The sequence below is a fragment of the Flavobacterium helocola genome (genome assembly GCF_038289885.1).
GTDB lineage: Bacteria > Bacteroidota > Bacteroidia > Flavobacteriales > Flavobacteriaceae > Flavobacterium > Flavobacterium cheniae.
Genome location: NZ_JBBYHT010000001.1, coordinates 535,718 through 547,416 on the forward strand (window position 1 = coordinate 535,718; position 11,699 = coordinate 547,416).

At 32.6% G+C, this 11,699-nt stretch carries 11 protein-coding genes; 8 read left to right on the forward strand and 3 right to left on the reverse strand.

Features of this window, described 5'->3' with window-relative positions:
- Positions 1–35 precede the first annotated feature (35 nt).
- Positions 36–1,034 (forward strand): porphobilinogen synthase, encoded by a 999-nt coding sequence (gene hemB / locus AAEO58_RS02540; RefSeq protein ID WP_341681673.1) that lies wholly within the window; start codon positions 36–38, stop codon positions 1,032–1,034.
- Between the two features lie 69 nt (positions 1,035–1,103).
- A complete protein-coding gene (locus tag AAEO58_RS02545; RefSeq protein WP_341681674.1) occupies positions 1,104–1,517 on the forward strand; it encodes a c-type cytochrome in 414 nt (137 codons plus the stop codon).
- Positions 1,518–1,524: 7 nt separating this feature from the next.
- On the opposite strand, the gene AAEO58_RS02550 is transcribed toward AAEO58_RS02545, so the two are convergent.
- Entirely contained in the window at positions 1,525–2,211 is a 687-nt protein-coding gene (locus AAEO58_RS02550) for a response regulator transcription factor (protein WP_341681676.1), read from the reverse strand.
- Positions 2,204–3,472, reverse strand: a complete 1,269-nt coding sequence (locus AAEO58_RS02555) for a sensor histidine kinase (protein ID WP_341681678.1) — start codon at positions 3,470–3,472, stop codon at positions 2,204–2,206. Before AAEO58_RS02555 ends, AAEO58_RS02550 begins: the two co-directional genes overlap by 8 nt.
- Positions 3,473–3,617: 145 nt before the next feature.
- Here AAEO58_RS02555 and AAEO58_RS02560 point away from each other — a divergent pair, with 145 nt between their 5' ends.
- The 4 genes from AAEO58_RS02560 to AAEO58_RS02575 all read left to right on the forward strand — a co-directional run bounded on the left by AAEO58_RS02560 (position 3,618) and on the right by AAEO58_RS02575 (position 6,615).
- Positions 3,618–4,103: a DUF1573 domain-containing protein gene (locus AAEO58_RS02560; protein ID WP_341681679.1), complete on the forward strand. Its 486-nt coding sequence runs from the start codon at positions 3,618–3,620 to the stop codon at positions 4,101–4,103.
- 71 nt (positions 4,104–4,174) lie between these two features.
- Complete coding sequence (locus AAEO58_RS02565; protein ID WP_341681681.1) at positions 4,175–4,648, forward strand: methylated-DNA--[protein]-cysteine S-methyltransferase; 474 nt, start codon at positions 4,175–4,177, stop codon at positions 4,646–4,648.
- Positions 4,649–4,709: 61 nt separating this feature from the next.
- Complete coding sequence (locus tag AAEO58_RS02570) at positions 4,710–5,885, forward strand: serine hydrolase domain-containing protein (RefSeq protein ID WP_341681682.1); 1,176 nt, start codon at positions 4,710–4,712, stop codon at positions 5,883–5,885.
- A 16-nt stretch (positions 5,886–5,901) separates the two neighbouring features.
- A complete protein-coding gene (locus AAEO58_RS02575) occupies positions 5,902–6,615 on the forward strand; it encodes a 3'-5' exonuclease (protein ID WP_341681686.1) in 714 nt (237 codons plus the stop codon).
- 46 nt (positions 6,616–6,661) lie between these two features.
- Here AAEO58_RS02575 and AAEO58_RS02580 read toward each other — a convergent pair whose 3' ends face one another.
- Complete coding sequence (locus AAEO58_RS02580) at positions 6,662–9,676, reverse strand: S8 family serine peptidase (RefSeq protein WP_341681688.1); 3,015 nt, start codon at positions 9,674–9,676, stop codon at positions 6,662–6,664.
- 134 nt (positions 9,677–9,810) lie between these two features.
- Between AAEO58_RS02580 and AAEO58_RS02585 the strand changes: the two genes are divergently transcribed.
- Together AAEO58_RS02585 and AAEO58_RS02590 are read left to right on the forward strand one after the other, a co-directional pair.
- Positions 9,811–11,250, forward strand: a complete 1,440-nt coding sequence (locus tag AAEO58_RS02585) for a nucleoside recognition domain-containing protein (RefSeq protein ID WP_341681691.1) — start codon at positions 9,811–9,813, stop codon at positions 11,248–11,250.
- A 12-nt stretch (positions 11,251–11,262) separates the two neighbouring features.
- Positions 11,263–11,634, forward strand: coding sequence for a hypothetical protein (locus tag AAEO58_RS02590; protein WP_341681693.1), 372 nt, complete (start codon positions 11,263–11,265; stop codon positions 11,632–11,634).
- Positions 11,635–11,699 lie beyond the last annotated feature (65 nt).

Below are 11,699 nucleotides of genomic sequence, written 5' to 3' on the forward strand. Positions count from 1 at the left end.
AGTAACTTTACGCATTAATATTTGAATATAAAATTATGTTTCCATTACACAGAGGTCGTCGTTTAAGAGTAAACGAATCTATAAGAAGTTTAGTTCGCGAAACCACATTAAGTCCAAGTGATTTTATGTTTCCGATGTTTATTATGGAAGGTGAAAACACAAAAGTTGAAATCCCTTCTATGCCAGGAATTTTCCGTCGTACTTTAGATTTAACGGTGGAAGAAGTGAAAGAATTATTTGCTTTAGGAATTCGCGCGGTAAACATTTATGTAAAAGTTAGCGATGATTTAAAAGACAATACCGGAAAAGAAGCTTGGAACGACAATGGTTTGATGCAAAGTGCCATTCGTGCTATCAAAGCGGCTTGTCCTGAAATGATTGTAATGCCTGATGTAGCTTTAGACCCGTATTCCATTTATGGTCATGATGGAATCATTGAAAAAGGTGATGTGGCTAACGATGCAACTAATGATGCTTTAGTAAAAATGGCGGTTTCTCACGCAAAAGCCGGTGCCGATTTTGTAGCGCCAAGTGATATGATGGATGGTCGAGTTTTACGTTTACGTCAAGGTTTAGATGCTGCAGGATTTCACAATGTGGGAATTATGAGTTATTCGGCTAAATATGCTTCGGCGTTTTATGGTCCATTTCGTGATGCTTTGGATTCAGCTCCAAAAGAGGCTGATGTAGAAGTGCCAAAAGACAAAAAAACATACCAAATGGATTATGCAAATCGTATTGAAGCGGTTAAAGAAGCACTTTGGGATGTAGAAGAAGGTGCTGATATGGTAATGGTAAAACCTGGAATTGCCTATTTGGATATCGTTCGTGAAGTTAAAAATGCGGTTGATGTTCCGGTTACGGTTTTTCATGTTTCAGGAGAATATGCTATGATTAAAGCGGCTTCTGAAAGAGGTTGGTTAGATCACGACAAAATTATGATGGAGCAATTAATGTGTATCAAAAGAGCAGGTGCAAGTTTGATTTCAACATATTTCGCAAAAGAAGCAGCCATTTTATTAAACAAAAAGTAATGTGACATTTGTCACAAACTAAGTGAAATCGATATTGTAATTTTATCGATATTTCTAAATCATATCAAAATGAAACATATATTAAAATCATTCGCTGTTTTTGCATTAGCCATTTCATTGACTAATTGTGGTGAAAAAAAAGAAACGGATGCTTACGGAAATCCAGTTGAAGAAAAAACAGAGGCAACTACTGAAACTACTGTTGATCCATTATTCACCAAAGGTCAAGAACTTTTTGAAGGTAAAGGAACCTGCACCGCATGTCATAAACCAGACACAAAAGTAATTGGACCAGCAATAAAAGATATCGCTAAGATTTACAAAGAAAAAGGAGCTAGCATTGCCGCTTTCATTAACGAAGAAGGCGAACCAATTGTTGACCCAACTCAATACGAAACTATGAAAACCAACTTTGCCATTACAAAAGCCATGACGGCTGAAGAACGTAAAGCTTTAGAAATATATATGATGAGTTTCGAATAAAAAGCGATTACTCAACCACCAATTTAAAGCCCACGCGCGGAATGTTTTCTATTCTCACGTGGGTTTCTTCTTTTATGATTTTTCGTAATCTTGAAATGAATACATCTAAACTTCTCCCAAGGAAATAATCATCGCTTCCCCATAATTCCATTAAGATTTTTTCACGTTTTAAAACCGTGTTTGGATTGTCTAAAAACAATTTTAAAAGCGATGCTTCTCTTTCGGTTAACGTGATTTTTTGACTGTCATTTTTCAACAAATAATTCTCAGGTTCAAATTGAAAACTTCCAAAAGTATATTGTTTTTGTGTTGAATTATCGGTTGATTTCTGACTTCGGTTTAAGAAAATTTCTATTTTTAAAATCAATTCTTCAATCGAATACGGTTTTACCAAATAATCATCAGCACCCAATTTCAAACCTTTAATTCGGTCTTCTTTCATGGTTTTTGCCGAAAGAAAAATAATTGGAATTTCCTGATTGCGTTTTCTGATTTCGGTTGCAATTTCAAATCCGTCCATATCGGGCAACATAATATCTAAAACACACAAATCAAATGCTTCTTTACAAAACAGTTGAAACGCCTCTTTTCCGTTGTTACAATGTACAACTTCAAAATGCTGTTCTAAATTATCGGAAGTTAAAAACGCTAGGGTTTCGTCGTCTTCTACATACAAAATACGTTTCTTACTCATAATCGTTTTTATTTATTTGGATGGATATTGTAATTCCTTTATCTTCATTATTGGTTGCAAAAACTTTCCATTTGTGCCATTCGCAAACGCGTTTTACATATGAAAGTCCAATGCCAAATCCTTCAATATCCTTACTGTCTTCTCGTGCTACTCTGAAAAATTTATCAAAAACAAATGGTAAATCATTAGCTGGAATTCCGACTCCATTATCCGAAAATTTCAATAGTAATCCTTTCTCGTTTTCTTTGGATTGAATTTGGATTATTGGGTTTAAACCCGAATACTTTACCGCATTATCCATAATATTATAAAGCACATTATAAAAATGAAATTCGTCAGCTTGAATTATATAATCACGCTCTAATTGAATGTCTATTTTTATTTCTTTCTGATGCTTTAAAACGATATTTTCTTTAACCAATTCGAGTAATACTTTTACATCTACTTTGGTTTTATCCAAAACAATTTGCTTGCTTTCGGTTTTAGCTACATACAAAATTTTCTCAATGTGTTGGTTTAGTTTATTGCTTTGATTGATGATAATTTGCATGTATTTTGACAATCTTGGATTATCAACAATTTCTTTTTGTGTATTGGCATAATTTGAAGCAATCAAAATAGAAGCTAAAGGTGTTTTAAACTCATGCGTCATATTATTAATGAAATCCTTTTGTAAATCTGTATATTTTTTTTGCTGCAACATTAAAAATACCGAGTACACATAAATAATTAAAACCAGAAACAACACACCTGTAAATATCCAATATTGAGATAGACTTTTAAAATAGGTTTGTTCAATATGTGGGAAACGCACTGCAAAATAATACGTTAAATCGCTATTTTTTGAAAAACAATCTTCACAAAATTTCTCCGATTTTCCGTTAATTGAAATGTAATTCCCGTAAACCATTTCATCTGAACTACAGTCATAAATAGCATATTCAAAATCGAGTTCCAATTTTACTTTTTCAAATTCAAGTTTTAAATATTGTTCTAAGATTCTGTTTTCGAAAACATCGTTAACGTTAACTATAAAGTAGTTTTCAGAAACTTTCTTAATTTGATTGGTAATAGGTAATTCTGATTTATTATCTCTATAAATTTTTTCCACCACATCTTGCAAAGCAAAATGGATTTTATCTTCCATATCTTTTTTCTCAAAAATATAGGCCTGATTGAGCAAAAACAATTGCATGATGATAACACCAACAATTGCTAAAAACCCAATGAAAATTACGGTATTAAATCTGTTAAACTTCATAATGAGTTCGATATTACAAAAAATGTGGGTCTAAAAATCCCTATTAACATGTCATTAACAATCATTAAAATTTAATTAACAACACCCGTTTAAAAGTTTTTTAGTTTTGTATAACAAATTTAAAATAACTAAAAACATATACAGTATGAAATCAATTAAATTATCAATTGTAGCTTTATTTATAGCTAGTGCTTCATTTGCACAATTAAAAGATGCAAAAACAGAAACTGCTAAAGCAATTCAAGTTACTCCAACAGAAGTTAAAACTCCGGTTGCTCCAAAACAATCAAACATTAAATGGGATCAAGAAATGCATGATTTTGGAGATATTGAAAAAGGAAAACCAGTTACTTATGAATTTTCTTTTACAAACACTACAAAAGAAACTATCTTAATTACAAATGTAAGACCAGCTTGTGGTTGTACTGCTGCAAATTACACAAAAACTCCAATTAAACCAGGAGAAAAAGGAATGGTTGCTGCAACTTTTAATGCTGCATCTGGTGGTCAATTTCAAAAATCAGTTACAATTACAACTACTGAAAACGGAGCTGAAGCAGTAAAAACTTTATCTTTCAAAGGAAAAGTATTAGAGCCAGCTACTGAGAAAAAAGAAGAGATTAAATCTTAACAATATTATTAATTCAGCTTTTACATCTTATTAAACCACCTGTCAAAAGGTGGTTTTTTTATATTTACAAAATGAAAACAGTCATTATAAACACACCTCTTGGTTGTACAGAAATTCAAGGAGATGAAAACGGAATTTCAAAAATTCATGTGATGAATGAAGACATTGAAATTTCTACAAAAATTCCGAAGGAATTAAAAGAGGCTGTTTTACAACTTAAAGAATATTTTGAAGGGAAAAGTACTGAGTTTTCATTTAAAATTAATCCAGCAGGAACTGATTTTCAACAAAAAGTTTGGCAAGAATTGTTAAAAATCCCTTTCGGAAAAACGTGTTCCTATTTAGAATTATCAAAAAAATTAGGAGATGTAAAAGCAATTCGTGCAGTTGCTTCTGCCAATGGAAAAAATCCGCTTTGGATTGTGATTCCGTGTCATCGTGTAATAGGCTCTGATGGTTCTTTAACAGGATATGCCGGAGGATTATGGCGCAAAAAATGGCTGCTCGAACACGAAAATCCGGTAAAACAAGAAAGTTTGTTTTAGATTTTTTAAAATCATTCTAACTTTTTCCTACTTTTATAACACAATCTTATAAAATTAGGAAATGAAATTTCTTTTAAAATTCTTCAAGTGGTTCGCTATTATTTTAGCAAGTATCATTATTTTGATGTACATTTTTGATGTAGATTATCTGTTACGTGCTGTAAGGACAATCTATTTCAAGGGTTATACTACGGCTTTTTTAGAAGATTATAAAGAATTTCCAAATAGAGAAATTAAAAAAGGAACTGCTCAACCTTGGGCAATTGCTTCTGACTACAATTCTGTTACAGCTACTCAAAATTTACAAAAAACACATAAAGAGCTTCAAACTATTGCTTATCTCATCATTAAAAATGATAGTATTTGGCACGAAAGTTATTTTGACGGATTTGATAAAAACTCGAAATCCAATTCCTTTTCTATGGCAAAAAGTGTCGTTACTATGGCGATGGGAAAAGCTATTATGGATGGAAAAATTAAAAGCTTAGACCAAAAAGTAACAGACTTTTTTCCGGAGTTAAAAGGTAATTACGCAAAAGACGTAACCATAGGTGATTTATCTTCTATGGCATCTGGATTAAGTTGGGATGAAAAATACTATAGCCCATTTTCAATTGTAACCCGCGCTTACTTTGATAATGATTTAAAAGGCATTATTTTAGGTTTAGACATCAAAGAAAAACCAGGACAATCTTTCAAATATTTAAGTGGTGCCACACAATTACTTGCCATGTGTGTTGAAAAAGCTACTGGTGAACATTTATCTGATTATGTTTCAAAACACTTTTGGCAACCCATGGGAGCCGAAAATGAAGCGCTTTGGCAACTTGACGAAGAACCAGACGGAATTGAAAAAGCTTATTGTTGTATTGCTAGTAATGCTAGGGATTTTGCGCGCTTTGGAAAACTATATTTAAACAATGGAAAATGGAATGGTAAACAATTACTAGATAGCGCATTCGTGAAAAAATGTATAACTCCACGTTTTGAAAAAAGTCCGCAATATGGATATGGTTGGTGGATGCACAACTTTTTAGGAAAAGATTTATATTATATGCGCGGGCATTTAGGGCAATTTGTAATTGTAATTCCTGAAGATAAATTAATCATCGTAAGATTAGGCCATTTAAAAGGTGTACAAACAACTTATGATCCTCACAGCGAAGACTTATATACATATATAGAAGAAGCTTACAATATGTTAGAACAAAGAAAAAACAAAAAAGAAATACATTAATCAACTACTACTCTCTATGATTGAAAAAATTAATTTAAACAACATTCTGTTTTTAGACATTGAAACGGTTCCAGAATACCACAATTATCGTGGTTTAGATAGCGAAACCCAACAACTTTGGGAACAAAAAACACAATACCAACGTAAAGATGAAGTCTCGGCAGAAGATTTTTACGAAAGAGCCGGAATTTGGGCTGAATTTGGAAAAATTATTACTATTTCTGTGGGTTACTTTGTAAACAAAGGTGATATTAGAAACTTTCGCGTTACTAGTTTTTGGGGAGAAGAAAAGAAAATTTTAAACGATTTTTCTAATTTACTAAACACACATTTTAACGGAGCACAACACGTTTTATGTGGTCATAATGCTAAAGAATTTGATATTCCGTTTATAGCTCGACGCATGATAATCAATGGAATTGCACTTCCAAATAAGTTGAATTTATTCGGCAAAAAACCATGGGAAGTACCTCATTTAGACACCTTGGAATTATGGAAGTTTGGCGACTACAAACATTTTACTTCATTAAAATTACTTACAAAAGTACTTGGTATTCCATCTCCAAAAGATGACATTGACGGAAGTGAAGTGGCGCACGTTTTTTACGTAGAAAACGATATTGACCGAATTATTACTTATTGTGAAAAAGATGTAATTGCTGTAGCACAAATTTTTCTGAGATTAAGACGAGAAGATTTGTTGGTGGAAGATGAAATTATTCATGTATAAAAAAAGGGAGCTAATTAAGCTCCCTTTTTTATTTTTATGCTAATGATTATTTATTAATAACCAATTTTTTTGTGGTTTTAGCACCTCCATTTTGAATGCTTAACATATAAATACCTTCCGATAAATTTTCAATATTTAATGTTTCAAAATTTGAAGAAGAAACTTTAGAAATTACTTTTCTTCCTTGCACATCAAACAATTCATAAGTTGTATCTCCAGTTACATTTCCTAAATCAATATTTACTATTCCTTTAGCAGGGTTAGGATAAACTTTTAAAGAACCTAAAACATTGTCATTAGAACTTAATGTACCTGGTACAACGTTACAAAAGTTTAAAGAAACTGCATTAATAGCTCCACCATCGTTATTACCAACATCTGAAACTTTTAATGTCCAAACTCCATCGGCATTCAACCCATTAAAAGCTGTAAAACTTTCAAAAGGTGCTGCGATACCTCTAACAACAGGTGATGTTGCTTCACAAACAAGTGCAGCACCTGCTTCATCTAGTGTCGCTAAAATATTTGGATAAGTAGAACCGCTACCTGTACATGGTTGGTTCAGTAAAATAATTTCTGGACTACCTATCGAAGCAGGTCCTTCAAGAGAAATTATCATGTCACCAATCCAAGTATGTGAAATATCTAGAGTCACTTTCAAATCACCTATTATGATTCCTCCTGAAACATTTATTGGAACTGAAGCAGTAACATTAGCAGTAGTAGCAATTGTGGCATCAGAAAAATCCGTTGCGTTAAATATATTACCACATGATATAATTCCTGTTTTAAAAGAATTTACAATTGCAGATGCATTTGTTGCTGAACCACATCTATTTGAAGGAACCACTCTCCAATAATAAACAGTATCTTGGTTTAAATTAGATGCAATAAAATTAGATTCTTGTACTACTTGATTAACTACAGTTGTAGTAAATGTTGAGTTCGTAGAAACTTGAACAAGGTAACTTTCTGCATTATTGTCATCTTGCCAATCTAAATTAATTGAAGCTGGAGTACCATTAAATCCATTTAAAGGACTTGTTAACGTAATTGGAGTAAAAGTAGAGCTAAACACTCTTAATGACTTAATTCTTGTTTCAGTTTCTGTACCGTTATTCCCAACAATACCTATGTCATAAAGACCCGGTGTTACAGAACCTAAATTAGTAACATTCATTGTAACTGTACCGTTTGCACTTAAACTAGCTGGTGTAAAACTTACTGTAGCTCCTGCAGGAACACCAGTTGCAGTAAAATTAGTAGTACCAGCTCCCGATTGTTTATAATCAAAAGTATATGATGCATTTGCAGTAGAACATAAAACAACATCATTTGATTTTGAAATTAATCCAAAACTAGAAGAAATTCCAGTTACAACTAAAGAATAATTCTGGCCTCCAGTAACTAAATTACCCTTATGAGTAATTGTGATTACATAATCCCCTGCTGCTGGAGAATCAATTCTTACTAACTCTACGTTATCTAAATTATTATCACCAACTCTTGTTGCTGGTAGTAAAGGATCTGTACTATTTAATTTCCATGGAAAAAATGTAGTCCCGTTTCTAGTTACTCTAATGTCTAAATCATTAACAAGAGAACGAAATAAATCATTAGGAACTAATCTCTGTCCATTATTGGCTTCACCTGGAAGATCTGTCCAAGTAATAGAAGCGATTAATGGATTGTTTGCACCACCATTTGATCTTACAGTCATTGTGAAAGTCTGCCCTTGATTTAATCTTTGTTCCGAAATCCAAGAAGATAATCCATTATTCGTTATTGTTTCAGCAGCTTTTTTTGCATTTAATAATCCCCAACCAAAATAAGGGTCTGGACCAATTTCACCTGCGTCATCCGCTGTGTGGCAAGCTAAACCTTTAAGCGTTGCTGACCTCATGAAACTAGTTGTAACATTTTTATAATGTTGTTGAAGTAAAAGTAATGATCCTGTAACATTTGGAGCTGCCATAGAAGTTCCAGAATAATCAGCAGTAGCAGTGTTACTTGAACTAATAGGAGATACTAAACCAGTGCCATTTCCTGCAATATCAGGTTTGATTCTTCTATCATCAGTTGGCCCCTGACTACTTCCTGAATTTATATTAACTGAAGTTAAAGATCCGTCGACAGCAATTGTAGCATCTTGGGCGTTAGCAATGGTTAGTACATTTTTTGCAACTTTGTTACCTACAAGCTTATCCAAGCCGCCAGAAATTGGGTCTGCATTATCATTATTATTACCATCGTTTCCAGCTGAATACACCGGTAAATAAAAAGGTGAATTATATGCAATTTCGTCCCAAACTCTAGAATCTTCAACATAAGAACCAATGTACCAAGATGGTAAAACACTTAGATTTCCATTCACAATTTGACTTACAGGCACACCATAAGAGTGGTTAGATAATAACATCCCCATTGCAACCTCTGAAACTGCCTCTGATTCATCGTCTGTCCAATCAAAAGACCTTCCAGTTGCTTGTGGTGCCATACCTCTTACTGGAGCGCTAGTAGGATTCCATGGCAAAGCCAAAATTGTGCCCGCTACATGCGTTCCATGATTAGTGTTTGAATTTGAAGTTGTAAAAGGAACATCAACATTAGTTATTCTACTCGCAGTATTAGTACTAGAAGTGTAAAAAGCACTATGTAATCGTCTAACTGGTCCACCATCCCATACACGAGCAACCATATTTTGACCATCAAGTGTTAAACCTAATCCACCTCCTGTATTTAAATAATTTGCTCTTGTAGATCTCGCCGCTATTACATTACTTTCAGTAGCATAATACAACGGAAATCCATCTGGAGTTAATTTCATTAACTCTTGATAAACTCCGTCTTTTTCAATAATGATAGGCCATCCGTTTCTTTTAGCTGCTTCATAAGCTGCTTTTTTTTCTGCTGCTTCTTTCTTCTTGTAAGAAACTTGTAGCTCTTTTAATTTCTCTAAATCGTAATTCTTAGTGATTTTCTCAACATCTTCTTGTGTTTGAGAAAACACAAAGCCTGAAAAAGTTAATGAAAAAATAAATAGTAATCTTCTGATTTTCATAATGTTTTGTAGCTTGGGTTAATATAATATTTACAAATATATAATTATTTCTTAAAATCACTAAATATTTATATATATTTAATATTTGTTGAAATATTTTGAATTATAGTACATTTACGAAAAATTATCAATTTATGGTTTTAAGCAGATTTTGGTTAGTAATATTTATATCGTCTATCTTTTTTATTGTTTTTGGATTGTTTTCTTCGCAATACTATTCTATTGATTATGTGTTGAATGGCAAACAAGGCGAACCTCTTTTAATAGGTGAAAAGTATTTAAAAGAAGTGCCTAAATTTGTACAAGACAGTGTGCAAAAAGCGGAAGACAAAACATTCGTTATTAATAAAAATGAAAAGGATGCCGACACTACCTACATCTATAATAATCAAACCGTAAAAATCTACAGTGGAAAACAAAAAGCCGATGGTTTACTTCCTATGACCAAAAGCAGTTTGTTTGATTTAATTCTACCATTAATTGCCTATTTATCTTTTTTCTGTGGTATCATGGAATTGCTCATAATTTCAGGTGCTTCTGAAAGATTAGCTAAAAAACTAAGTCCGTTATTTGCTAAAGTATTTCCTTCGATTCCTAAAAACCACGAATCGATTTCTTATATGACCTTGAACTTTTCCGCCAACTTCTTAGGATTAGACTCAGCAGCAACACCTTTTGGTTTGAAAGCTATGCAAAGTTTACAAGAACTAAATCCTGATAAAGACAGAGCAAGTGATGCCCAAATCATGTTCATGTGTTTACATGCTGCGGGTTTAACATTAATCCCAACCTCAATTATTGGTTATCGTGCGGCTGAACATGCTGCCAATCCTGCTGATGTAATGTTGCCGTGTATCATTACTTCTTTCGTAGGAACAATTGCTGCTTTCATTTTGGTTGGAATAAAACAAAAAGTAAATTTCAAAAGTGCTTCTTTATTAGCTGCTTTAATGGGAGTTATTGGTGCCATCGTTGGATTATTATTTTATGTAAATAGTTTAGATTTAATTGGAAAAAACTATTTTACTTCTAACCTTTCTGGATTATTATTGATATTAATTATTGGTGGAACTTTGATTTTTTCTTTCGTTCAAGAAAAGAAATTTGTAGATCAAAAAACAACCATTTTCGACACTTTTGTTTCAGGAGCTAACAACGGATTAAAAACAGGAGTAACTATTTTCCCTTATGTAATGGGAATGTTAGTAGCAATTTCGTTATTTAGAAACAGTGGTTTGTTTGAAAATATAGCCAACGGAATTTCCTTTTTATTTGCGCATTTAGGTGTCGCTAAAGAAATCACAGATTCGCTTCCTGTGGCGATGTTACGTCCTTTTAGTTCAGGTGGTTCACGTGGTTTTATGATTGATGCGATGAAACAATTTGGCCCTGATTCCTTAACGGGAAGACTAAGTTGTATTTTCCAATGCAGTGCCGAAACAACTTTCTACGTGATTGCGGTTTACTTTGGAAGTATCAACGTGAAAAACACACGCTATACCTTAGGAATGATGCTTTTAGTAGATTTGATTTGTGTGATTACAGCGATTTTTGTGGCGAGTTGGTTTTTTTAAGGGATGAATAAAATGCTTAAATATGCTTCGATATTACTGATTATAATCAGTTTTGTTTCATTTTACAGAACATTTCAAGAATACAAAATATTAAATTCTGGAAACAAAATTACTGTTAGTGTTGTCTCAGTGCCTATTTCGTGTAGCGAATCTTCTAAAATTTCTAAAGCTTATTTTACTTTTTACTTCAACGAAAAGAAACAAAGTAAGAAGTTAGAAGGTCGTTGTTCAATAAATGTTGGAGATAAAATAAATCTAATCACAAATGATTCGAAAGATGTTTTCCTCTTTGAAGATGAAGATGTTTATTTTGAATTTTTAGCTGGTTTCTTAATTTTTGTTGCTGGAATTTATTGCTATTATAAGTCAAATAAAAATATATAAAATCATATATTCCTATTAACCAAAATTCATTTTTCCATTCCCATCAAAAATCCGTAACTTTACTT

What these genes read in the sequence shown, in the direction of transcription:
- hemB (WP_341681673.1), top strand. Translation starts at nt 36, where the DNA reads ATGTTTCCATTACACAGAGGTCGTCGTTTAAGAGTAAACGAATCTATA.
- AAEO58_RS02550 (WP_341681676.1), bottom strand. Translation starts at nt 2,211, where the DNA reads ATGAGTAAGAAACGTATTTTGTATGTAGAAGACGACGAAACCCTAGCG.
- AAEO58_RS02545 (WP_341681674.1), top strand. Translation starts at nt 1,104, where the DNA reads ATGAAACATATATTAAAATCATTCGCTGTTTTTGCATTAGCCATTTCA.
- AAEO58_RS02560 (WP_341681679.1), top strand. Translation starts at nt 3,618, where the DNA reads ATGAAATCAATTAAATTATCAATTGTAGCTTTATTTATAGCTAGTGCT.
- AAEO58_RS02580 (WP_341681688.1), bottom strand. Translation starts at nt 9,676, where the DNA reads ATGAAAATCAGAAGATTACTATTTATTTTTTCATTAACTTTTTCAGGC.
- AAEO58_RS02565 (WP_341681681.1), top strand. Translation starts at nt 4,175, where the DNA reads ATGAAAACAGTCATTATAAACACACCTCTTGGTTGTACAGAAATTCAA.
- AAEO58_RS02575 (WP_341681686.1), top strand. Translation starts at nt 5,902, where the DNA reads ATGATTGAAAAAATTAATTTAAACAACATTCTGTTTTTAGACATTGAA.
- AAEO58_RS02585 (WP_341681691.1), top strand. Translation starts at nt 9,811, where the DNA reads ATGGTTTTAAGCAGATTTTGGTTAGTAATATTTATATCGTCTATCTTT.
- AAEO58_RS02590 (WP_341681693.1), top strand. Translation starts at nt 11,263, where the DNA reads ATGCTTAAATATGCTTCGATATTACTGATTATAATCAGTTTTGTTTCA.
- AAEO58_RS02555 (WP_341681678.1), bottom strand. Translation starts at nt 3,472, where the DNA reads ATGAAGTTTAACAGATTTAATACCGTAATTTTCATTGGGTTTTTAGCA.
- AAEO58_RS02570 (WP_341681682.1), top strand. Translation starts at nt 4,710, where the DNA reads ATGAAATTTCTTTTAAAATTCTTCAAGTGGTTCGCTATTATTTTAGCA.